We start from the raw sequence: 20781 nt of genomic DNA on the forward strand, positions 1-20781 counted from the left end.
CGCATCGCCACGTCGGGCCGATTTGCTCTCCGCTAGGAGCTGCCTTGGACGCGGTCACAGCCCGGCGTGCCAGTCCCGCTAGAGGTCACCTGTGTCGAATACGCTGCGAAGACGTCCGACCTGACGGCCTCGACAACGCGGATGCCAGGGAATGCCGCCCGGTGGCCGCTCTTCACGTAGGCCCTGACGGCGCAGCTGACGGATGCGGAAGGGGTGTGGCATGAGATCCCCGGGCGTGCACCTACGGGAGATCACCGACGACGACCGGGATGCCGTACGTGCCCTCCGCGTCCGACGTGACCAGAAGCAGTTCGTCGCCTCCGTGTCCCGGTCACTCAAGGAGGCGGCGAAGAAACCGGAGGCCAATCCCTGGTACCGCGCCGTGTACCGCGGCGATGAGCCAGTCGGCTTCGTGATGCTGTCGTGGAAACCGCCGGCCGGTCCGTACAAAGGACGGCACTTCCTCTGGCGCCTCCTCGTCGACAAGCGGTACCAGGGGCGAGGGATCGGCCGAGAAGCGCTCACGCAGGTCGCCACCCTGGTTCGCGCGGACGGCGCCACCGAGCTGCTGACCAGCTACGAGCCCGGCGACGGCGAACCATGGCCCTTCTATCAGAAGTTCGGGTTCGAGCCCACCGGGGAGATCGACGACGGCGAGATCGTTCTGCGACTCACCCTCCCCGCCCGGTGAGCTGTTTTACGGAAGCGCGGACGGTTCGACCTCAGCAGCTATTGCCCTTTCGATCTTGAGCGGGATGTGATCGAAAGGACAACAGCTGCTGACCGCAACGCGGCGGCGACGTCCGGCGTCCGGTCCGCGGACTGCGCCGGCACCCCCACCGCCGCCGGCGTGCGGGGGTCGGCGGGGAGCCGGTCGCGGCCCCTTGGGTCACAGGCCCAGGGCGATGGCCACGCGGGTCAGTTCGGCGGTGTTGGTGATGTTGAGCTTGGCCCGGATACGGCGCAGGTAGGCGTCCACAGTGTGGGCGGAGAGGCCCATCTGGCGGGCGGTCTGGAGGTAGGTGCGGCCGGCGGCGATGTGCCGGAGCGTCTCGCGCTCGCGCGGAGCCAGCGCGGGGGCGGGGGCTTCGAGGTGCGGAATGGCGAGGGTGGCGCTCATGGTGCTGTCCTCCGGCGAGGGATCTTACCGTTTAGGGCGATTTGCCCTTGTTTCTTCAGGTTGCTCGCCGGACGTCATGGCCGTGTCCGCCGGCTGTCACAGGCGCGTCACAGGGAAAGGCGGAATGGTTTGATCAGGTGGTCACACGACGAAAGGGCTGGTGGGCACCTGGAAGTCGATGCCCGCCATCTGCATGTCCGCCCCAAGTGACCGTTACCCCGCATCTGGCCATTCCTTCTGCGGCTGCGACCCCGGAGGATGACTGGAGGTAGGATAAAGAGTATGAGCGAGCCTACCGGCAAGTACTCGATCACCATGCCGCGCGACATCGCGGAGGCCGCCAAGGCCCGTAGCGGCCCCTCCGGCCTGTCCGCCTACGTGGCCGCAGCCGTCGCCAGGCAGATCGAACGCGACAACCTCAACGAACTCATCCAGGTCGCCGAGGCCGAGCACGGCCCCGTCACCGACGAGGAGATCCAGGCGCTGCGCGACCAGCTCCACCAGGCCCGCCTCGAGCAGACCCGCGGCAGGGCGGACGCGGAGTGACCCGCTCCCCCGCCGTGCCCGGCGGCACCTTGGTCCTCGACAGCGAGGGGCTGTCCAAGACCGTGCTGCGCGACCGTACGGTCACCGGCTGGCTCGCCCTGGCCCGCGCCGACGACCTGAGGGTGATCACGTCTGCGGCCACCCTGGTCGAGGTGGTCCATCCCCGGATCAATCGCCCCGCCCTGGAGTGGACCCTCTCCCGCCTCATCGTGGAGCCGGTCACCGAGCCGATCGCCCGGCACGCCGCCGCCCTCCTTGCCGGCACCGGCCTGCACGGCCACAAGTACGCCATCGACGCCATGCTCAGCGCCACCGCCCTCGCCGCCCCCGGCCCCGTCACGATCCTCACCTCGGACCCCGAGGACCTGACCGCCCTGTGCGGCGGCCAGGCCACCGTGATCAAGATCTGACCCAGGCCCTCGTCGGCGAGAGCCCCCCTTCAGCCCTGCCTCTACTCGCCATCAGGCTCGGGGGCCTCACCGGGGGCACCCTGCGTGAGGTGTCCAAAGACCCCGTCACCCGCGGAGACGCTGAGGCCGGGGTCTTCGTCGCGTAGGTGCAGGCGTGTGCGGCAGTGAGCGGCACTATGACGCCGGCTGTGGACTGTCCGTGGACAGGATCGTGGAGCATCTGCCCTGGTCAGCCCTCAGAGATGGCGAGGTCCGATGCTGCGCGACATCCGGGCCCCGGGATGCCGACCGGAACGACAACCCGAGGCCCTACGTCTGGCCGAAGACCGCCGACCAGATCCTTGATCCCTCGCCGGAGACTGCCTAGGGATCAAGGACTTCGGGGCACTAGCGTTCCAGCACGCGGGACAGGAAGCGCCGGGTCGACTCGTGGCCGGGGTCGGTGAACACCTGCTCCGCGGTGCCCTGTTCGCGGATCACGCCGTCCTGGAGGAAGCAGACCTGGTCAGCGGCCTGCCGGGCGAAGCCCATCTCGTGCGTGGCCATCAGAATGGTCAGGCCGCGCTCCTTCAGGTCCGTGACCACGTCCAGCACCTCGCCCACCAGTTCGGGGTCGAGCGCCGAGGTGATCTCGTCGAAGAGCAGCACCTGCGGGTCGGTGGCCAGGGCCCGGGCGATCGCGGCCCGTTGCTGCTGGCCGCCGGAGAGCCGCTCCGGGTAGTCGTGCGCCTTGTCCGCGAGGCCCAACCTGGCGAGCAGGTCGCGGGCCGACTCCTCGGCCTGCCTGCGCGGCACCTTGTGCACCTGGCGCGGGGCGAGCGTGATGTTGTCCAGCACGCTCAGGTGCGGGAACAGGTTGTACGCCTGGAAGACGATGCCGATCCGTCGGCGGGCCAGGTTCGCGTCCAGGCGGGGATCGGTCAGCTCGGTCCCGCCGAGATGGATGGTGCCGTCGTCGACGACGTCCAACAGGTCGATGCAGCGCAGCAGGGTGGATTTGCCTGAGCCCGATCCGCCGATCAGGCAGACCACCTGGTGCTCGGCGACTTCCAGGTCGATCGAGCGCAGGACCAGGCGTGAACCGTACGCCTTACGCAGGGCGCTGATCCGCAGCAGTGGCTCGTTCACCGTCCAGCCTCCGCCCAGGTGCGCTGCGCAGCGCGGCGCTGCAGTCGGTCGGCGTACCTCGTCAAGGGGATGGTCACCGCGATGAACAGGGCTGCCGCCCCCAGGTAGGGGGTGTAGTTGAAGTCGTAGTTGGCCTTGATCTGCGCGACCCTCAGCGCTTCCAGCGGCCCGAGGACGGCCACCAGGGCGGTGTCCTTCTGCAGTGCGATGAAGTCGTTGAGCAGGGGCGGCAGGACGTTGCGCACCGCCTGCGGGAGGATCACCCGCCGGAGGGTCTGCGACTCGCTGAGCCCGAGCGCCCGCGCGGCGTTGCGCTGCGCGGGGTGAACCGAGTTCAGGCCGGCCCGTAGCACCTCACCGACGTAGGCGGTGTAGGAGAGCACCAGCGCGATCACCCCGAGCAGCCAGGGCTGGGAGGGGGTGCCCTGCAGCTGGAGCGCCGGCAGGCCGAAGCCGACCAGGAAGACCAGCAACAGGGTCGGCACTCCGCGCAAGACGTCCACGTACAGGGTCGCGGCCAGGCGCAACGGCTGCAGGCCGGGCGCCCGGGTGACCCGCACCAGGGCGATCAGCAGGCCCAGGACGAGGATCAGCACCTCGGCGATCAGGAACATCTGGACGTTGAGCCAGAAGCCGTCCAGGATCGCGGGGAACGTCTTGCGGAACTCCGCGCCGTCCAGGAACCGGCTGTGCAGCCGGTCCCAGCCGGGCGAGGCGACCACGGCCGCCGCCACCGCCACCAGGCTGACCAGGGTGCACAGGGTCGCGATCCATCTGTTGCGCCGCTGGCGGGCGCGGCGGAACCGCTCCCGCTCGCGCTGCCGCTCGCTCGGCCGGTACTGCTCGTCCTGCGGGTTGGCCTGCTGATCCAGCTCGGCCGTGGTCTCGTGCTCCACTGTGCGACCCGCTACGGCTTGAGCTCGGGTGCGTTGGCCGAGGCCGACAGCCACTGGGAGGTGATCTTGTCCAGCGTGCCGTCGGCCTTGAGCTCGGCGAGCGCCTGGTTGACGCAGGGGGTCAGCCCGCTGCCCTTGCCCAGCAGCAGGCCGAACTGCTCCGGCGTGCCGCCGTGGTAGCCGAACTGGCCCAGGATCTTGCCACCGTGCACCTGTGTGCCGGCCAGGTAGAACACCGTCGGCAGGTCGGTGACGAGCGCGTCGATCTGGCCGTTCTGCAGGGCGTTGATCTCGTCGTTGGTGGTGTTGAAGACGCTCGGCTGCCGGTCGGGCTTTATCTCGTCGACCACCGCCTGGTAGCTGGTGGTGGCAACCTGCACGCCGATCTTGGCGTCCTTGAGCGCGGCCAGTGAAGTGGCGCCCGCGTACTTGGACTTGTTCAGTACCAGAACAGCCTGATTGGCCGTGTAGTAGCTGGTGGAGAAGTCCACCGCCTTCGCCCGCGCCGGGGTGCTGGAGATCTGGTTGATGTCGAAGTCGAAGTTCTTCGGTCCCGGGGCGTAAGAGCTGTCGAACGGCTCGACCACCCACTTCACCTGGCTCCGGCTGAAGCCGAGCTTGCCGGCCACCGCGTAGGCCACGGCACTTTCGAAGCCCTTGCCGTTGGACGGGTCGTTGTTGTCGAACCAGGGCGTGTAGGCCGGGGAGTCGGTGGCGACGGTCAGCTGCCCCTGCCGGTGGAGGCTCGGGCTGGTCGCGCAGGTGCCGGAGGCCGTCGCGGTGGCCGTGGCCGTGCTCTGGGGCTGGGGCGCGCAGGCGGCGACCGCCAGCACTACGACGGCGCCCAGCGAGGCGGCGAGGGACGTGCGGGAAAGGGACATGAGGGTTCCTTTGGAAATGCTGTCCGGAAACGGACGGCGCGAAAGAAAAGCCGGGGCAGTGCGCTCAGCGACACAGATCGGTGGCGCAACGCACGTGATCAACGTGCCGACGGCGCACCAGGCGGAGGATTCCGGACATGCGCTTCAGCATTCCGGGCGGTGCGCTGCAGTGTCAATCGAGGCGGCCGTCGTTCGAGACGCCGCGACAACGCGTCAGCTGGTGGGATGGAGGACCCGGTCGCCTTCGCGCAGACCGAACAGTTCGGCTGCGGAACCGCCCCGCACCACCAGTTCGGCGAATCCCAGGCCCGAACTTCCGGTGGTGATGCCCGGCTCGCCGTACGGAACATCGGGCAGCCGGTCGTAACAGCGCACCTGGATCCGGCGGCCCTCGCGGGCGCTGTGGACGGACAGACCGGCCGCCGCCCGGTGGCCGGGGATGGCAGCGACCGGGCGGTCCAGCTTGCAGTTGCCGAAGTTGTCCACCACGGCGACCCGCACCACGCCGGCCGCCTCGGCGCCCACCGCCCGCTGGTCGGGCCCGCCCACGACGTGCGGCCGTGCGGGGACCGGGCGACCGTCCACCAACCAGCGGGCCAGCAGCGGCACGTACCAGAGGCTGCGGAACTGGGTCCGCCCGATCTCCTCGGCCTCGGCCGGCGACAGCTCGGCCCACTGAGCGGCGGCCGTCTCCACCACCTCGCGCACGTCGGTGACCTGAACTTCCGTCAGCTCCAGGTAGGTCGACAGCGGCGCGAGGACTCGGGGATTCAACGTGCTGATCACCAGGTGCTGCTTGTGGCGGAAGAAGCAGAACGGCGCCCCGTTGGGCCAGGAGCCGTCCCGCGGCGCGATATTGACCAGCACCACGACCGGGTGCGTCGGCCCGCCGACGAGATCGGTGGCGCGCAGCAGGTCGAGCAGCGTGAGTGCGGCGACGCCCTCGGGGTCCGGCCCGGCCAGCGGAAGGACACTCGGCGTGGCCCCGAAGAGGGCGGCGATCCTGGCCGACTGCCGGGCCACCGCGTTGGGGTCGGCGCAATCGGTGAGCGAGATGACCGGAGGGTGGGTCATGGTGAGGTCTCCTGCGGATGGAGTCGGCCGCACGCGGCAGCCACGGGGACGACTGGGGGGACTGAGGAGCGCGGGAGGCAACGGGGACAACAAAAAACGGACCCCCCGTTGCCGGAGGGTCCGTCGCGTCCTGCGCGCACACGGCTTCGCTAGCGAAGCGCCTCCGACATTCGGGGCATCATTCGCATCATGGCGAGGGTGGCGGTGTGCAGCATGGAGGGGACTTTAGCACCGCAAATGCGCGCCCGGTCCACCCTGGCCAGCATGTGGACCGGGGCCGTCGCGGGGAGGGGCTACGCGGGCCGGTCGGCGAGGACCGCGCTGGTGGGTGCGAACCGGGTCACCCGCTTCTTCAACACCAGTGAAATCGGAGCTACGACTTGTGCGGCGCACTGGGCGCGTGGCTGCGCCGAGCGGTGGCGGGAGGCGTCGTCGGCCGACAAAGCCGTGACGGTCTGCGGCCGGCAAAGCCGTGACGGTCTGCGGCAGTTCCTCTCCCGTGCCGCTCTCAGCGTGGAGAGGCTCTTCGTCTTGTCGCCGCACCGCAGCCTGCCCGCAGCGGCCAGTTACACCGCCGCCGCGAGTTCCGCTCTCGCATCGTGCTCCATCGCCCGCTCGGTCCACACCGCCGCCACAGCACACTCCTCGCCACAACCGCTCGCCTCCCTCACCCCACGGCGCCCGCTCGGCTCCGCGTCCGCACCCACCCGCGGCGGCAATAGCGTCCGCCCCGTGAGCGAGTACCAGTACTACGAGTTCCAGACCCTCGATCGACCGCTGCGCCGCGAGGAGCAGGAGCAACTGCGGGCCATCTCCACGTGTGCCCGGATCACGGCCACCAGCTTCACCAACACCTACGACTGGGGCGACTTGAGCGGCAGTCCACGTCGCATGGTCGAGCGCTATTTCGACGCCCACCTGTACGTCACGAACTGGGGCACTCACCGGCTGATGCTGCGCCTGCCCAAGGAAGCCCTGACCTTGCGCGTCGCTGATGGGACGGCCACCCGACAGACATGCCTGAGCCACCGGAGTCGCCAGAGCTGTCAGAGGTGTGCGCTTTGATAAGCGGGTGACCGTTCATGATGTAGCCCGACGACTGCCCGAGCCGGCTGTCCTGCGTGAGCACTGCCGTTCCCTGGCCATCCTGGAGGCGGTCCTGAGCCCTGAGAGTTCGGACCGCTACCACTCCTTCGACGACCACTGGTCCGAGGAGGAGTCGATGGCCTCGATGCGGAACGGGTCGGGAGACGAGTACTCGATCATTTTCTCGCCTGCCGGCGTCTACGTCCGGGGGTTCGATCATGAATCACCCATGAGCCCGTATGCGGCGTACGGGCCCTGGCCCGGAGTGCTCGATGAAGTTCCTGACGTCTTCCGAGTGTGCGTCGAGGAGCCGGCGTTCTCGGATGAGGATGGGATACCCCTGGTCACTGCGTGTATGTGGCGAGAGACGGGCGACGAGGGATGGAGAGCCGGGACCATCGAATTTCCCGACACGGGAACGGAAGATCCGGACGGCGCCGGGTACCTCTTCCAGTTGTTGGTGGATCGCTCACCGGAAGCGTTTCAGCAGTGGGCCGAGGACTACTACGAGGTCCCGGTCGACCTTGAGGCCGTTCGTCACGTCTTCTCTTCGCGTCCTCTGACCGAAGAAGTGGTCCGCGCGTTGAACCCGGAGACCGTCCTGGCAGACCTCGTGAAGGACGTTGCGGAGATCGGCTTTCCGGTGAGCTGAGGCATGGCGCAGCGCAGAGGCATGGAGCGACGCGAGCCCGGCCCGTGGACGTCCTGGTCTCCGCGGCGGAACGTGCAGCGACAGGCCTGGGCGCACGGGTGAGGAGGGGTTCCGGCTCGTGGCTCTGCGTCGGGGCGTCAAGCTCCGCCGCCGCTGCCGCTGCCGCACAGCCTCGTGGGGCTTCGGATCCCGGCTCCGCATCGGGGCGTCAGGCTTCGCCGCTTCCGTACGGCCTCGTCAGGATTTCCAGGTTGTGGCCGTTCGGGTCGTTGAAGTACGCCCCGCGGCCGCCGTCGTTGTGGTTGATCTCGCCGCGGCGGTGGTGGTGCGGGTCCGCCCAGAAGGCCAGGCCCGCGTCGCTGATGCGGCGGAAGATCGTGTCGAAGTCGTCCTCGGAGACGAGGAAGGCATAGTGCTGAGGATTGATCGAATCAGCGGTTTCCATGTAGTCCAGCGTCACGCCGTTCGGTATCTGCACCGGTACGAACGGACCGAAATCCGGTGCCACCTCCAGACCCAGCAGATCCGCGAGAAACCGTGCGGACGCCTTCTTGTCGTGTGCGGCGACGATCGTGTGGTTGAGTTCGACAGCCATCGGTCGGCCTCCTTCCCGCTGGGTAGCGAGGACCCTCTTCCACGCTAGCAATCGCCCTGGCCCGTGCCATCCGCCTCTGGTCCTGTCCTGCTCCGACCTGCGACCGAGGACGACGGGGCGGAGAGACGGGGGCGGAGAGACGGGGGCGGAGAGACGGGGCGGGGATGGGCGGCGGACGGCCGGCAGAAGCAGCGGCAGCGGCAGCGGTCTCACAGGGAACGGGGCAACTCCGCCGCCCGCCCCGGATCCAGCAAGGGCGCCATCAGATCCCCGTGCTCCCGCACCCGTGCGACAACATCCTCCGCAAGGAACTCCAGTCCCCCGGCCTCCCGGTCCTCCGCACACTCCACCACCTCCTCCCACCCCACCGGCGCCGACACCATCTGCACCCCCCTCGCCCGCACCGTGTACGCCGCGGCCGTCGTTTTCCGCGCCGCGTTCTGGCTCCAGTCCACGAAGACCTTTCCCGCCCGCAGACTCTTCGTCATCCGGTGCACAACCAGTCCCGGCATCGCCCGTTCCGCCTCCACAGCCAGCCCCTTCGCGTACGCGCTCGCCGCCTCCGAAGAGCTCCCGCGCACCGCCGCCAGCAGATGCAGCCCCTTCGACCCGGCGGTCTTCGCGTACGCCTCGATCCCGTCCGACGCCAGCCGCTCCCGCAGCCACAGCGCGACCTCGCAGCACTCGGTGATCGTCGCGGGCTCGCCGGGATCGAGATCGAAGACCAGCCGGTCAGCCACATCCGGCGCCTGCACCAGCCACTGATGGGTGTGGAACTCGGCGACGAGGTTCGCCGCCCACACCAGACTCGCCAGATCCTGTACGACGACCATCCGCGCCGGCCCCTCCGACCTGGGCACCTCGGCGGTCCTGACCCACTCGGGCGTACCCGGCGGCACGTTCTTCGTGAAGAACACCTGGCCCTGCGGCCCGTCCGGATACCGCAGGAAGGACACCGCCCGGTCGCGCAGATGCGGCAGCATCACGTCGGCGATCGTCGCGTAGTAGTGCAGCAGCTCCCCCTTGGTGAAGCCGGTCTCCGGATACAGCACCTTCTCCAGGTTGCTGAGCGCGACCCGCCGCCCCTCCACCTCTGTGATTGGCGTCATACCATGACAATTCCAGACAGATTCGCAGCAAGCACCGACAAACGGGACCATCCCCGGAAGGAAGGACGCGGCACGTGCGATCCATTTGGAACGGCGCCATCTCCTTCGGCCTCGTCAGCATCCCGATCAAGCTGGTGAACGCCACCGAGAGCCACGCGATCTCCTTCCGCCAGATCCATACCGAGGACAACGGCCGCATCCGCTACCGCAAGGTGTGCGAACTGGAGGACCGCGAGGTCAGCCAGTCGGAGATCGGCAAGGGGTACGAGGACGCGGACGGCACGATCGTCCCGATCACCGACGACGACCTCTCCCACCTCCCGATCCCGACCGCCCGCACGATCGAGATCGTCGCCTTCGTCCCGGCCGACCGGATCGATCCCCTCCAGATGGACGCGGCGTACTACCTGGCCGCCGGCGGAGCCCCCGCCGCCAAGCCGTACGTCCTCCTCCGCGAGGCCCTCAAGCGCAGCAACAAGGTCGCCATCGCCAAATACGCCCTGCGCGGCCGGGAACGCCTCGGCATGCTCCGTGTGGTCGGCGACGCCATCGCCATGCACGGCCTCCTGTGGCCCGACGAGGTACGGGCCCCCGAGGGTGTCGCGCCCGACACCGACGTCACCGTCCGCGACAAGGAGCTCGACCTCGCCGACGCCCTGATGGACACGCTCGGCGAGGTGGACCTGGACGACCTCCACGACGAGTACCGCGACGCCCTGGAAGAGGTCATCGCCGCCAAGGCCGCCGGCGAATCCCCACCCGAGGCTCCCGCCCCCGCCGCGAGCGGCAAGGTCCTCGACCTGATGGCAGCCCTGGAGAAGAGCGTCCGCGAAGCACGCGAGTCCAGAGGCGCGGAGCCCCTGGAGCCCGTGGAGCAGGCCGAGGTCCGCCCCCTCCCACGCCGCCGGACGGCCACGGCTCCCAAGGAGACGGGCGGAAAGAAGTCGACGTCCACCACAAAGACGACCACCGCGAAGAAGACAGCGTCCGCACGCAAGTCGACGTCCAAGTCCGCCGCCGAGACCCCCAAGAAGACGGCGGCGGCCAAGACGACGAAAGCCACCGGAAAGAAGGCCACGCCGAAGAAGGCGGCCACTCGCAAACGCACAGCGTGACCCGTCCCGCCTTCCGGCGGCCGGCTACACCCTCCCCCACGTGTTCCGGTCCCTCGCCATCGCATGCAGGGCTTCCACGTCTCCCGGCTTCAGTACGCCGCCCAGCCGGGCCAGCTCCTCAAGGTCCGTGTCCTGCATGATCCGGACGGAGCGGGGGGCGGCGGTGATGCGGAGGTCGGCGGGGCCGGCCAGGGCAAGGACGGGGTGGACCTCGGCCGTGAGGGCGTAGGAGGCGCGGTCGGCGGTGGAGCGGAGGAGGCGGAGGAGGGGCTCGGGGGCGCGGCGGGAGACGGTGATCATGGGGTCGGCGACCTGGACGCGCTGTTTGTGGGCGTAGAGGGCGTGTACGGCGAAGAGGCCGGCCGGGCCGATGAGCAGGTGGTGGACGCGGTCGCCGCCTGGGAGCGGGATGGAGTGCAGGGTGTGCCAGCCGGCGCCCTCCAGGCGGTCCAGGGCCTCGCCGACCGTCTGCTCGGCGGCCAGGGCGCGCCGACGGGGGTCGGGGCGCAGCCGGGGGCGGTGGCGGTGGGCGGGGGTGGGGGTGGCGTCGGGGTCGAGGGCGCGGTCGAGGGCGATGAGCAGGGCCTCGCCGGGGCGGTTGGGGGCCAGGTCGTCGTCCGGGTGCAGGGTCAGCCGGGCCAGTTCCGCCGGTGTGGGCACCGGGGGCGGGCCCACGGTCACCGGGCCGGACACGAAGGGGCTGAGGGCCTTGAGCACGTCCTCTCGGTGCTCCTCGCCGATCAGGTTGACCCGGCCCGTGTCACGGTCGTACCAGGCGAGGTTGCGTCCGTCGGCATCGCAGACGTACAGCCGTTCCCGGCCGTGCCGCCAGGTCGGCACCACGCGCAGTCCGCTCATGCGCCATCACCCCTCGACCATGGGAACAGGCGGGGTGCTCCCGGGGCAAGAACCCGGCTACCTTGGAGGTGACCCGGCGAGGGAGTTGGGGAGGCGCCGTTGCGGACCCGCGAGATACAGCCCGACGTACCGGCTCCGTCCAGCCCGTGGAGCGAGATCGTGCCCGGCCTGTGGATGGGCGGACACGAGTTCCAGGGGCGTTCGGGGCAGCTGGAAGTGGCTGTCGTAGGCGATGAGTTCGCTCTGGTGCAGACGCTGCTGCGGCTGCCGGGGTACGGGCCCCGCCCGGGGGTCGAGCATCATGTGTGGCCGATTCCGGACGGCCCGCTGGACGGGACGCAGCTCGCCGGGGTGATCCGGATGGCACGCGCGGTGAACGAGGCCATGGACTCCGGCCGCTCGGTCCTGGTCCGCTGCTTCCACGGCTACAACCGCTCGGGGCTGGTCGTCGCGCACGCCCTGGTCCGGCGGGGCAGCTCCGCGGAGGAGGCGATCGAGCTGATACGTGCCCGGCGCTCACCGTGGGCGCTGCACAACCGGCTGTTCGTGGAATACCTGCGCGCCGGGCTGCCCACTGCCCGGTTGCTGGAGGAGCTGGGGGAACCCGCCGAGTAGCGCGCCGACCGAGGAGGTCCGGGGGCGATTACGGGGGCGGTTGCGACGGGGGCGGGGGCTGTTGTGGCGGGGGCGGGGAAGGCAGGGAGCAAAACGGACTTGCGTACGAATATGGTGTACAGAGCCGTCTTCGCCCCCGGAACCCCAGGAGCACCGAGCACCGTGTCAGCCCGTCGCCCCGTGCGCACCCGTCGCCCCGTGCGCATCGTGCGTCCCCTGCGCATCGTGCGTCCCCTGCGCATCCCGCGCATCGTGCGCCCCGTGCGCGCCGCGCTCGCCGCGGTCGTCGTCGCCCTGCTGTCGGCGACGGCGGTCGCCTGCGGCGACTCGGGCGGGCTGGACGCGGCCGGGGCGACGCCGGCGGCGACCAGTCCCGCGAAGCTGTGGCCGGACCTGCGGCCCGCGTCCAGCCCGGCCTTCCCCTACGACGTGGCGAACAGGGCGACCGTCAAGGGGATCCGGGTGCCCGGTGACGACATCCGGGCCGTCGATCCGGTGGACGTCGTGGAGGCGGAGATCGCCGCGCAACCGGACGACTACGGGTCGAAGGGGGCGTACCACGCGACGGTCGACCGCGTGAAGGAGTGCCGTCCGGGCGGGGACCGGGACCGGGCGCGGTGCCCGTTGCTGAAGGCCTACTACCGGGATCTCACCGGGGACGGCCGGGACGATCTGACGCTCGGCTTCCGGCTCTACCCGACCAACCAGACGGCGGTACGGGTGTACACGGTCGAGAACCACAAGCTGGTCCAGGTGCTGGCCGACAACGACGCGATCGTCGGGGTGGAGCTTGCCGCGCACACGGTGATCGAGCGCTCGCCGGCCGAGATCCCCGGGTACGAGTACCGGACCACCTGGACGTGGGACCCCGAGCAGCGGGCGATGGTGTTCTCCCGGGACGAGTTCCTGCGGACCGGCAAGGGGCGGCACAGCCACATGCCGACCCCGTCGGCCACCCCGTCCGCCCTGATGACAGAGGGCACCCCCTCGGTTCCCGAGCCCCCGTCCCCCGCTGCCTCCGCGTCTTCCGCGTCCTCCATGTCACTCTCCCCCTCCGCGAACGCCCGATGAGAGTCGCGCTGCCCCGGTGGGCCGGGACCCTCGCCGTGAAGGCGGCCGCGTTCATCGCGGTGATGTGCTGCGCGCTGGCCGCGCTGCTCGGCGTCCTGGTGCACGTGTCGGTGACCGACCAGACCGTCGGCCAGGCCCGTGAGGCGGCGCTGGCCCGGCTGGACGACGCCACGCGGGCGTACGAGGCCGGGGACTCGCTGCTGCCCGGGGCGGCCCTGGACCCGGCGGGGCTGCCCGTCTCGCTCAGGGAGCTCGCCCTGTCCGGGGTGCGCGGCACGATGGTGTCCACGCATCAGGGGCGGCCGACGATGTGGGCGGCGGGCCCGGCGGACGGGCACCGGGCGCTCGCGGTGGAGGTCGACTATGCGCAGCAGGCCCGCACCATCGCCGGGCTCGACCGTTCCATCCTGTGGTCGTCGGCGCTGGCCATCGGGGCCACGGTTCTGGTCGGCGCGCTCGCGGTGACCCGGGTGACCCGGCGGCTGCACGGCACCGCCCGGGTGGCGCGGCGGATCAGCGCGGGTGATCTGGACGCCCGTGTGAGCGATCCCCGGACCATGGATCCGACGCGTCCGCAGGACGAGGTGGCGGCGGTGGCGGCCGCGCTGGACTCCATGGCGTCGAGCCTGCAGAGCAAGCTGCTGAGCGAGCAGCGGTTCACCGCGGACGTGGCCCATGAGCTGCGCACCCCGCTGACCGGGCTGCACGCGGCCGCCGAACTGCTGCCGCCGGGGCGGCCGACCGAGCTGGTCCGGGACCGGGTGGCGGCGCTGCGCACGCTCACCGAGGACCTGCTGGAGATCTCCCGTCTGGACACCGGCCGGGAGCGGCTGGACGTGGACGTCGAGGAGCTGGGCGCGCTGGCCGAGCGGGTGGTGCGGGCCTCCGGGACGGACACGGAGGTGCGGGTCGTACGGGATGCCCGGGTGGAGACCGACCGGCGGCGGCTGGAGCGGGTGCTGGGGAATCTGGTGACCAACGCGCACAAGCACGCGGCACCGCCGGTGGTGCTGACCGTGGACGGGCCCGTGGTGACGGTGCGGGATCACGGGGGCGGGTATCCGGAGTACCTGGTAACCCACGGTCCGCAGCGGTTCCGTACCGAGGGCGGGGCCAAGGGGCACGGGCTCGGGCTGACGATCGCGCTGGGTCAGGCGGAGGTGTTGGGGGCGCGGCTGTCCTTCGCGAACGCGGGGGACGGGGGTGCGGTGGCCGTGCTGCGGTTGCCCGCGGCCGAGGAGGAGTGAGGGCCCGGGGCCCGGCGGGCGTCGCGAGGTGCGAGACCGGGGCCCGGCGGCGTCGCGAGGCGAGGGACCGGGGCCCGGCGGGCGTCGCGGGGTGTGGGACCGGGGCCCGGCGGGCGTCGCGGGGTGTGGGTGGCTCGTGGCTGGTCGCGCCAACGCGGCGGAGCCGCACATGGGTACGGCCCCGCGCCCCCTATTGGCCCACTGTGGCGCGCCCTCGCGGCAAGACGCCCCTAATGTGGCGGTGAGTCAGCTTCGCCGCTTTCCGGAGGTACGTCCATGTCTCTGCGCTCCGCCCTCTCCCGCGGCCTCGCCATGGCTGCCGTGACGGGCACCCTGGCCTTGAGCGTGGTGGTCGTCCCGGCGACCGCCGCCGACGGCGGTGGCGACGACACCCCTGGCGCCGGCCTGCAGGACACCGGCCTCCCGAACGGCGGTCACGCCGGTCGGGGCGACCGGGATCCGCGGCGCTATCACGGGGTCGTCACAGCCCACAACGGCATCTGGCTGCGCGACCGGCCGGACCGGGGGAACACACGGGTCCGCTTCGCGGCAAAGGGCGAGACCGTCACCATCTACTGCAAGGCGGGGAGCTCGAAGGTGGACGGCAATCCCCTCTGGTACCTGCTCACGGACGGCACCTGGGGATGGGGTTCGGCGCGGTACATCAAGAACGTCGGGCCCGCGCCACGCTGGTGCTGACATTCGGGCAAACAGCGCACAACACGCCCCGTTTGGGTAAGTTCCGGGCATGACCAAGCCCGGAACCGCCGTGGCGGCGACGCAGGCACCCGCCCGCGCCGTACGCCTCCCCCGGCGCCGTGGCGTCGAACTCGCCCTGATCGTGCTGGCCGTGCTGCTGTCCGTGTACGGCTACTGCGCCGTCGGGCTGGCGCGGACCGGCACCGTGCCGCCCGGCGCGGTCGGTTACGGCGCGGGCCTCGGCGTGCTCGCCCTGGTCGCCCATCTCGCGGTCCGGCTCCGGGCGCCGTACGCCGACCCGCTCCCGCTGCCCATCGGCGTGCTGCTCAACGGCCTCGGCCTGGTGCTGATCTACCGGCTGGATCTGGAGACACCGGGCGATCGGGCGGCCCCGACCCAACTCGTGTGGTCCACGCTGGGGGTGGGCCTGTTCATCGTCGTCGTCCTGCTGCTGCGCGACCACCGGGTGCTCCAGCGGTATTCCTACGTGTGCGTGGTCGCCGCCCTCGTCCTCCTGCTGCTGCCGATCCTCTTCCCCGCGGTCAACGGCGCCCGGATCTGGATCCGGATCGCCGGATTCTCCATCCAGCCGGGCGAGTTCGCGAAGGTGCTGCTCGCGGTGTTCTTCGCCGCGTACCTGGCCGACAACCGCAACGCGCTCGCGTACGCGGGACGGCGGCTGTGGGGGATGCAGTTCCCGACCGGGCGGGTGCTCGGGCCGATCGTCGCCATCTGGCTGCTGAGCGTCGGTGTGCTGGTGCTGGAGCGCGATCTCGGCACGTCGCTGCTCTTCTTCGGGCTGTTCGTGGTGCTGTTGTACGTCGCCACGGGCCGCACCGGCTGGATCGCGGTGGGGCTGGTGCTCGCGGTGCTCGGCGCGTGCGCCGTGGGCCGGCTGGAGCCGCATGTGCACGGCCGGATCCAGGACTGGCTGGACCCCTTCGCCACGATCGACGCCGGGCGGGGCCCCAACCAGCTCTCGCAGTCCCTGTTCGCCTTCGCGGCGGGCGGTGTCCTCGGCACCGGGCTCGGGCTCGGGCACTCCATCCTCATCGGGTTCGCCACCAAGTCCGACTTCATCCTGGCGACCGCCGGGGAGGAGTTGGGGCTGGGCGGTCTCGCGGCGATCTTCCTGCTCTACGCGCTGCTCGTGGAGCGCGGTTACCGGGCGGGGCTCGCCCTGCGGGAGCCCTTCGGGCGGCTGCTCGCGGTCGGGCTGGCCTCGATCCTCGCGTTGCAGGTGTTCGTGATCGCGGGCGGGGTGACCGGGCTGATCCCACTGACCGGCATGGCGATGCCGTTCCTCGCGCAGGGCGGCTCCTCGGTCGTCACCAACTGGGCGATCGTGGCGCTGCTGATCCGGGTGAGCGACTCGGCACGCAGCCAGTACGACGGGCAGGAGGCCCCGTGAGCGAGTACGACGGGCAGGAAGCCCGGTGAGCGAGTACGACGGGCAGGAGGCCCCGTGAGCAAGTACGACGGGCAGGAGGCCCCGTGAGCGAGTACGACGGGCAGGAGGCCCCGTGAGCGAGTACGGGAGCGGCCGGCCCATGGCGAAGTACATCCGGCAGGCGTGGGCGTTCTGCGCGCTGCTGCTGGTGGCCCTGCTGGTCAACGCCATGCGGGTGCAGGTCGTCCGGGCCGGCGCCTACGACGCCAACCCCGCCAACCGCCGTGCCGCGATCGCCCGTTACCAGCAGCCGCGCGGCGACATCCTGGTCGATGACAGTCCGGTGACCGGGTCCAGGGACACCCGCGAGCAGCTGCGCTACGAACGCACCTACCGCGACGGCCCGTTGTACGCGCCGGTGACCGGCTTCGCCTCGCAGCGGTACGGTTCCACGCTCCTGGAGAACACGGAGGACGGGGTGCTCTCCGGCACCGACCCGATGCTGGCGCCGCTCCCGCTGTGGAACGACGTGGCGCGCGAGCGGAGTGCGGGCGGGAACGTCGTCACGACGCTGGACAGGCGCGCGCAGGAGGCGGCGTACCGGGGGCTGGCCCGGCGCAAAGGGGCGGTGGCGGCGATCGAACCGGCCACCGGGCGGATCCTCGCGCTGGTGTCGACTCCGTCGTACGACCCCGCCGAGCTGTCCGGGAACAGCGCGGCGACGGCCGCGGCCTGGGCCCGGCTCAACCAGGACCCGGAGAAGCCGATGCTCAACCGGGCGGTGCGGCAGACGTATCCGCCGGGGTCGACGTTCAAGGTGGTCACCGCCGCGGCGGCGCTGGACGCGGGAGTGGTCACGAATCCGGACGCGTCCACCGACTCCCCCGACCCGTACCGGCTGCCCGGCACGACGACCCGGCTGACCAACGAGGGGGACGGCTGCCGCGACGCCTCGCTGCGGGAGGCCTTCACGTGGTCCTGCAACACGGTGTTCGCGAAGCTGGGCGTGGACGTCGGGGCGCAGGGCATGACGGACACGGCCCAGGCGTTCGGGTTCAACGACACCGCGACGCGCGTCCCCTTCGCGGTCTCCCCGAGCACCTTCGACACGCACGTGGACAAGGCGCAATTGGCCCTGTCCTCGATCGGGCAGTACAACACGCGGGCGACTCCGCTGCAGATGGCGATGGTCGCGGCGGCCGTCGCCGACGACGGGCGGCTGCGGACGCCGTATCTGGTGGAGCGGACCACCCGCCGGGGCGGCGAGACGCTCAGCGGCGGTGTTCCGCGTCCCGTCGTGCAGGTGATGCGCCCGACGACAGCCTTCCAGCTGAAGGGGCTGATGACCGATGTGGTCAGGGACGGCACCGGCACCAACGCGGCCATCCGCGGCGCCACGGTCGGCGGCAAGACCGGCACCGCACAGCACGGACTCGGCAACTCCGGTGTGCCGTACGCGTGGTTCGTCTCCTGGGCCCAGGCCGACGGGGACCTGGAGCCGAAGGTGGCCGTCGCGGTGGTGGTGGAGGACGCGGACGCCGACCGGGGCGAGATCAGCGGCGGGGGTGACGCGGCACCGATCGCCCGCGAGGTGATGCGGGCTGTTCTCGGGTTCTGAGACGGGGGGTACCGGATGTCGAAGGGCCCGGCCTACGGTTCGGGCATGACCGAGACTCAGGCACCGTACGAACTCGCCCAGGTGAACGTCGCGCGCCTCAAGTTTCCTTTGGATTCATCCGAGTTGAAGGAGTTCGTGGACGCGTTGGACCCGGTGAACGCGGTGGCGGACGCCGCGGACGGTTTCGTGTGGCGGCTGCAGAGCGAGGCCGGCAACGCGACCGACATCCCGGTGCTCGGCGACGAATGGCTCATCGTCAACATGTCGGTGTGGCGGGACACGAACGCGCTCACGGCGTTCATGTACCGGGGGCAGCACCGGGAGTTGCTCGCCCGGCGCCGGGCGTGGTTCGAGCGCCTGGAAGAGGCGGCGGCCGTCCTGTGGTGGGTCCCGGCCGGCCACCGTCCGAGCGTCGCCGAGGCGGAGGAGCGGCTGCTGCACCTGAGGGCGCACGACGCGACGCCGTACGCCTTCACGCTGCGGACGTCCTTCCCGGCGCAGGAGGCCGTGCCGGTCAGCTGACCGGTTCGAGCATCTCGGAACGGATCTCGAGGGTGTGGCGGGCGGCGGCGTCGAGGTCGACGGTGGCGGAGTCGTCCTGCGGCAGGGTGATTTCGCCGATCACGGCCGCGGTGTTGCCGTCCGCCCAGGAGCAGACCGGGTAGGTGATCGTCGCGAGGCCCCGCTTCTGGGTGAGCACCTCGCAGCTGACGGTGGTGTCCGCGCCGGGCGGGGTGAAGTCCTTCGCGGGCTGGGTCACCGTCACGCCGTCGGCCTCCGTGGCGCCCTTGAGCATGCTGGTGCGGACGTCGTCCTTGTTCAGGAACCTGCCGTACATGCCGGACACCAGCAGCATGCCCTTCGTGTCGTCACCGCCGGGGCTGTAGCGGGCGACCACGGCGTGGATGTCCTTGACGTCCCAGGCGCCGTCGGCCTCGTCCTCGACCTTCTGCCCATCGCTGCCGGAGAGGTCCTCGGCGAGGACGTACTTGTCGTTCAGCAGCTTGTGGGGCAGGGTCAGCCGGTTCTTCGCCGGGGGGAAGCCGCTCTCGACGAGCACGCCGAGCAGCACCAGGCCGACGACGCCGAGCGTGACGACACCGCCGATGATCCCCAGCACCAGACCGATCCGCCGCTTCTTCGGGGGCGGCCCCATGGGCGGCATGCCCCAGGCGGGGTAAGGCACTTGCGGGTACGGCTGCTGCTGGGGGTACGGGGAGCCGTACGGGCCGGGACCCTGCGGGGGCTGCCCGCTGTACGGCCCCGGAGTCTGCTGACCATACGGCGCGGGGGCCTGCTGCCCGTACGGCCCCGGGGCCTGCTGCCCGTAGGGGCCGGGCGGCTGCTGACCGTACGGGGCGGTTGGCTGCTGCTGACCGTACGGGGCGGGCGGCTGCTGGGGGCCGTGCGAGGAGGGCGGCTGCTGCTGACCGTACGGGGAGGGTGGCTGCTGGGGGCCGTGCGGGTACGGCTGCCGAGGCGGCGGAGGCATGGACACGCCAGCACGCTACTGCACCCGTGCCCGGCACCGCCGTTCAGCCCTCCGCCGCCCCCGCCTCGATCGCCTCCCGCACCTCCGCGACCCGCTCCCCCTCCTCCGCGGCGAAGCGCTCCGCGTCCAGTCGCTCGGCGATCTCCTCGTCCTGGGCCATCAGCAGGTCCAGGTTGGAATCGCCCAGCTCGAAGACGCCCATGTCCGCGTAGGCCTGCTGGAGGCGCTTGCCCCACAGGCCGATGTCCTTGACGCAGGGGACGATGCGGCTGAAGAGCAGCTTGCGGAAGAGCTGGAGGAACTCGGAGCGTTCGCTGAGCTGTTCCGCCTCGGCCTTGGGGATGCCGAAGTTCTCCAGGACCTCGACCCCGCGCAGCCGGTCGCGCATGAGGTAGCAGCCCTCGATGACGAACTCCTCGCGCTCGCGCAGTTCGGCGTCGCTGAGCTGCTGGTAGTAGTCGCGCAGCGCCATGCGCCCGAAGGCCACGTGCCGGGCCTCGTCCTGCATGACGTAGGCCAGGATCTGCTTGGGCAGCGGCTTGTCGGTGGTGTCCCGGATCATGCCGAAGGCGGCCAGGGCGAGACCCTCGATCAGCACCTGCATGCCGAGGTAGGGCATGTCCCAGCGGCTGTCGCGGAGGGTGTCGCCGAGCAGGGACTGGAGGTTGTCGTTGATCGGGTAGACGAGGCCGATCTTCTCGTGCAGGAAGCGGGCGTAGATCTCGGCGTGCCGGGCCTCGTCCATGGTCTGGGTCGCGGAGTAGAACTTCGCGTCCAGGTCGGGCACGGACTCCACGATCCGGGCGGCGCAGATCATCGCCCCCTGCTCACCGTGCAGGAACTGGCTGAACTGCCAGGAGGCGAAGTGCTGCCGCAGCTCACCCTTGTCCCGGTCGGTCATCTTCGCCCAGTGCGGCGTCCCGTACAGGGTCATGGCCTCGTCCGGGGTGCCGAGGGGGTCGTACGGATCGACCTCCAGCTCCCAGTCGATGCGCTTCTGCCCGTCCCACTGCTTGTCCTTGCCCTTCTGATAGAGGGCGAGCAGGCGGTCGCGGCCGGCGTCGTACTCCCAGTTGAACCGGGCCGAGCCGCTCGCCGGCACCTGCCACGGCGTGTCTCCCGGGTCCTTGGCGTACAGGTCGTTGGTCGGCATACCTCGCAGGCTCACACGTAGACCCG

General features: G+C 70.7%; 23 protein-coding genes. 13 read left to right on the forward strand and 10 right to left on the reverse strand.

All coding sequences use genetic code 11. From position 1 onward, the window contains the following. Positions 1 to 220 precede the first annotated feature (220 nt). Entirely contained in the window at positions 221 to 691 is a 471-nt protein-coding gene (locus ACWD5D_RS23930; protein ID WP_451374767.1) for a GNAT family N-acetyltransferase, read from the forward strand. A 198-nt stretch (positions 692 to 889) separates the two neighbouring features. Here the strand turns inward: ACWD5D_RS23930 and ACWD5D_RS23935 are convergent, their stop codons facing one another. After that, on the reverse strand, positions 890 to 1120 hold the full coding sequence (locus tag ACWD5D_RS23935; protein WP_451374768.1) for a response regulator transcription factor: 231 nt from the start codon (positions 1118 to 1120) through the stop codon (positions 890 to 892). A 282-nt stretch (positions 1121 to 1402) separates the two neighbouring features. On the opposite strand from ACWD5D_RS23935, the gene ACWD5D_RS23940 reads away from it, so the two are divergent. After that, positions 1403 to 1666 carry a CopG family transcriptional regulator gene (locus ACWD5D_RS23940; protein WP_451374769.1) on the forward strand — a complete coding sequence of 88 codons (264 nt, stop codon included), beginning with the start codon at positions 1403 to 1405 and terminating at the stop codon, positions 1664 to 1666. Beyond that, on the forward strand, positions 1663 to 2076 hold the full coding sequence (locus ACWD5D_RS23945) for a PIN domain-containing protein (protein ID WP_451374770.1): 414 nt from the start codon (positions 1663 to 1665) through the stop codon (positions 2074 to 2076). Before ACWD5D_RS23940 ends, ACWD5D_RS23945 begins: the two co-directional genes overlap by 4 nt. 387 nt (positions 2077 to 2463) lie before the next feature. Here ACWD5D_RS23945 and ACWD5D_RS23950 read toward each other — a convergent pair whose 3' ends face one another. From ACWD5D_RS23950 to ACWD5D_RS23965, 4 genes are all read right to left on the reverse strand, one after another. Then, the gene (locus ACWD5D_RS23950) at positions 2464 to 3204 is read right to left on the reverse strand and encodes an amino acid ABC transporter ATP-binding protein (RefSeq protein ID WP_451374771.1); all 741 of its coding nucleotides are present in this window, start codon (positions 3202 to 3204) and stop codon (positions 2464 to 2466) included. Further along, the gene (locus tag ACWD5D_RS23955) at positions 3201 to 4100 is read right to left on the reverse strand and encodes an amino acid ABC transporter permease (protein ID WP_451374772.1); all 900 of its coding nucleotides are present in this window, start codon (positions 4098 to 4100) and stop codon (positions 3201 to 3203) included. The genes ACWD5D_RS23950 and ACWD5D_RS23955 overlap by 4 nt, the downstream gene beginning before the upstream one ends. 11 nt (positions 4101 to 4111) lie before the next feature. After that, positions 4112 to 4981 (reverse strand): ABC transporter substrate-binding protein, encoded by an 870-nt coding sequence (locus ACWD5D_RS23960; protein ID WP_451374773.1) that lies wholly within the window; start codon positions 4979 to 4981, stop codon positions 4112 to 4114. 213 nt (positions 4982 to 5194) lie between these two features. Continuing rightward, entirely contained in the window at positions 5195 to 6055 is an 861-nt protein-coding gene (locus ACWD5D_RS23965) for an SAM hydroxide adenosyltransferase (RefSeq protein ID WP_451374774.1), read from the reverse strand. 264 nt (positions 6056 to 6319) lie between these two features. Here ACWD5D_RS23965 and ACWD5D_RS23970 point away from each other — a divergent pair, with 264 nt between their 5' ends. Both ACWD5D_RS23970 and ACWD5D_RS23975 read left to right on the forward strand, forming a co-directional pair. Beyond that, positions 6320 to 7120, forward strand: coding sequence for a hypothetical protein (locus tag ACWD5D_RS23970; protein WP_451374775.1), 801 nt, complete (start codon positions 6320 to 6322; stop codon positions 7118 to 7120). 7 nt (positions 7121 to 7127) lie between these two features. Further along, positions 7128 to 7793, forward strand: coding sequence for a hypothetical protein (locus tag ACWD5D_RS23975; RefSeq protein ID WP_451374776.1), 666 nt, complete (start codon positions 7128 to 7130; stop codon positions 7791 to 7793). Positions 7794 to 8001: 208 nt separating this feature from the next. Here the strand turns inward: ACWD5D_RS23975 and ACWD5D_RS23980 are convergent, their stop codons facing one another. Then, positions 8002 to 8388, reverse strand: coding sequence for a VOC family protein (locus ACWD5D_RS23980; protein WP_451374777.1), 387 nt, complete (start codon positions 8386 to 8388; stop codon positions 8002 to 8004). Positions 8389 to 8597: 209 nt separating this feature from the next. Next, entirely contained in the window at positions 8598 to 9497 is a 900-nt protein-coding gene (gene ligD, locus ACWD5D_RS23985) for a non-homologous end-joining DNA ligase (RefSeq protein ID WP_451374778.1), read from the reverse strand. Between the two features lie 74 nt (positions 9498 to 9571). On the opposite strand from ligD, the gene ku reads away from it, so the two are divergent. Then, positions 9572 to 10612, forward strand: coding sequence for a non-homologous end joining protein Ku (gene ku, locus ACWD5D_RS23990; protein ID WP_451374779.1), 1041 nt, complete (start codon positions 9572 to 9574; stop codon positions 10610 to 10612). A 24-nt stretch (positions 10613 to 10636) separates the two neighbouring features. On the opposite strand, the gene ACWD5D_RS23995 is transcribed toward ku, so the two are convergent. Further along, positions 10637 to 11470 (reverse strand): nuclease-related domain-containing protein, encoded by an 834-nt coding sequence (locus ACWD5D_RS23995; protein ID WP_451374780.1) that lies wholly within the window; start codon positions 11468 to 11470, stop codon positions 10637 to 10639. A gap of 99 nt (positions 11471 to 11569) precedes the next feature. Between ACWD5D_RS23995 and ACWD5D_RS24000 the strand changes: the two genes are divergently transcribed. The 7 genes from ACWD5D_RS24000 (at position 11570) to ACWD5D_RS24030 (ending at position 18632) form a co-directional block, all read left to right on the forward strand. Further along, positions 11570 to 12085 carry a protein-tyrosine phosphatase family protein gene (locus tag ACWD5D_RS24000; RefSeq protein WP_451374781.1) on the forward strand — a complete coding sequence of 172 codons (516 nt, stop codon included), beginning with the start codon at positions 11570 to 11572 and terminating at the stop codon, positions 12083 to 12085. Positions 12086 to 12325: 240 nt separating this feature from the next. Beyond that, the gene (locus ACWD5D_RS24005; protein ID WP_451374824.1) at positions 12326 to 13156 is read left to right on the forward strand and encodes a hypothetical protein; all 831 of its coding nucleotides are present in this window, start codon (positions 12326 to 12328) and stop codon (positions 13154 to 13156) included. Further along, positions 13153 to 14403, forward strand: coding sequence for an ATP-binding protein (locus ACWD5D_RS24010; RefSeq protein WP_451374782.1), 1251 nt, complete (start codon positions 13153 to 13155; stop codon positions 14401 to 14403). Before ACWD5D_RS24005 ends, ACWD5D_RS24010 begins: the two co-directional genes overlap by 4 nt. A gap of 276 nt (positions 14404 to 14679) precedes the next feature. Beyond that, positions 14680 to 15102 (forward strand): SH3 domain-containing protein, encoded by a 423-nt coding sequence (locus ACWD5D_RS24015; RefSeq protein WP_451374783.1) that lies wholly within the window; start codon positions 14680 to 14682, stop codon positions 15100 to 15102. Positions 15103 to 15151: 49 nt separating this feature from the next. Then, complete coding sequence (locus ACWD5D_RS24020; protein ID WP_451374784.1) at positions 15152 to 16513, forward strand: FtsW/RodA/SpoVE family cell cycle protein; 1362 nt, start codon at positions 15152 to 15154, stop codon at positions 16511 to 16513. A 139-nt stretch (positions 16514 to 16652) separates the two neighbouring features. Then, complete coding sequence (locus ACWD5D_RS24025) at positions 16653 to 18110, forward strand: penicillin-binding transpeptidase domain-containing protein (RefSeq protein WP_451374825.1); 1458 nt, start codon at positions 16653 to 16655, stop codon at positions 18108 to 18110. Between the two features lie 45 nt (positions 18111 to 18155). Next, a complete protein-coding gene (locus ACWD5D_RS24030; RefSeq protein WP_451374785.1) occupies positions 18156 to 18632 on the forward strand; it encodes a DUF3291 domain-containing protein in 477 nt (158 codons plus the stop codon). Here the strand turns inward: ACWD5D_RS24030 and ACWD5D_RS24035 are convergent. Beyond that, positions 18625 to 19602 (reverse strand): hypothetical protein, encoded by a 978-nt coding sequence (locus ACWD5D_RS24035; protein WP_451374826.1) that lies wholly within the window; start codon positions 19600 to 19602, stop codon positions 18625 to 18627. The two genes, ACWD5D_RS24030 and ACWD5D_RS24035, sit on opposite strands and share 8 nt — an antisense overlap. A 43-nt stretch (positions 19603 to 19645) precedes the next feature. Beyond that, on the reverse strand, positions 19646 to 20755 hold the full coding sequence (locus ACWD5D_RS24040) for a ferritin-like domain-containing protein (RefSeq protein ID WP_451374786.1): 1110 nt from the start codon (positions 20753 to 20755) through the stop codon (positions 19646 to 19648). Positions 20756 to 20781: the final 26 nt, after the last annotated feature.

The sequence above is a fragment of the Streptomyces sp. NPDC002520 genome, from assembly GCF_053595235.1.

Excerpts from the sequence above, each read along its gene's own strand:
- ACWD5D_RS23930 (WP_451374767.1), top strand. The coding sequence starts at position 221 with ATGAGATCCCCGGGCGTGCACCTACGGGAGATCACCGACGACGACCGG.
- ACWD5D_RS23935 (WP_451374768.1), bottom strand. The coding sequence starts at position 1,120 with ATGAGCGCCACCCTCGCCATTCCGCACCTCGAAGCCCCCGCCCCCGCG.
- ACWD5D_RS23940 (WP_451374769.1), top strand. The coding sequence starts at position 1,403 with ATGAGCGAGCCTACCGGCAAGTACTCGATCACCATGCCGCGCGACATC.
- ACWD5D_RS23960 (WP_451374773.1), bottom strand. The coding sequence starts at position 4,981 with ATGTCCCTTTCCCGCACGTCCCTCGCCGCCTCGCTGGGCGCCGTCGTA.
- ACWD5D_RS23965 (WP_451374774.1), bottom strand. The coding sequence starts at position 6,055 with ATGACCCACCCTCCGGTCATCTCGCTCACCGATTGCGCCGACCCCAAC.
- ACWD5D_RS23970 (WP_451374775.1), top strand. The coding sequence starts at position 6,320 with ATGTGGACCGGGGCCGTCGCGGGGAGGGGCTACGCGGGCCGGTCGGCG.
- ACWD5D_RS23980 (WP_451374777.1), bottom strand. The coding sequence starts at position 8,388 with ATGGCTGTCGAACTCAACCACACGATCGTCGCCGCACACGACAAGAAG.
- ligD (WP_451374778.1), bottom strand. The coding sequence starts at position 9,497 with ATGACGCCAATCACAGAGGTGGAGGGGCGGCGGGTCGCGCTCAGCAAC.
- ACWD5D_RS23995 (WP_451374780.1), bottom strand. The coding sequence starts at position 11,470 with ATGAGCGGACTGCGCGTGGTGCCGACCTGGCGGCACGGCCGGGAACGG.
- ACWD5D_RS24010 (WP_451374782.1), top strand. The coding sequence starts at position 13,153 with ATGAGAGTCGCGCTGCCCCGGTGGGCCGGGACCCTCGCCGTGAAGGCG.
- ACWD5D_RS24015 (WP_451374783.1), top strand. The coding sequence starts at position 14,680 with ATGTCTCTGCGCTCCGCCCTCTCCCGCGGCCTCGCCATGGCTGCCGTG.
- ACWD5D_RS24020 (WP_451374784.1), top strand. The coding sequence starts at position 15,152 with ATGACCAAGCCCGGAACCGCCGTGGCGGCGACGCAGGCACCCGCCCGC.
- ACWD5D_RS24025 (WP_451374825.1), top strand. The coding sequence starts at position 16,653 with ATGGCGAAGTACATCCGGCAGGCGTGGGCGTTCTGCGCGCTGCTGCTG.
- ACWD5D_RS24030 (WP_451374785.1), top strand. The coding sequence starts at position 18,156 with ATGACCGAGACTCAGGCACCGTACGAACTCGCCCAGGTGAACGTCGCG.
- ACWD5D_RS24035 (WP_451374826.1), bottom strand. The coding sequence starts at position 19,602 with ATGCCTCCGCCGCCTCGGCAGCCGTACCCGCACGGCCCCCAGCAGCCA.
- ACWD5D_RS24040 (WP_451374786.1), bottom strand. The coding sequence starts at position 20,755 with ATGCCGACCAACGACCTGTACGCCAAGGACCCGGGAGACACGCCGTGG.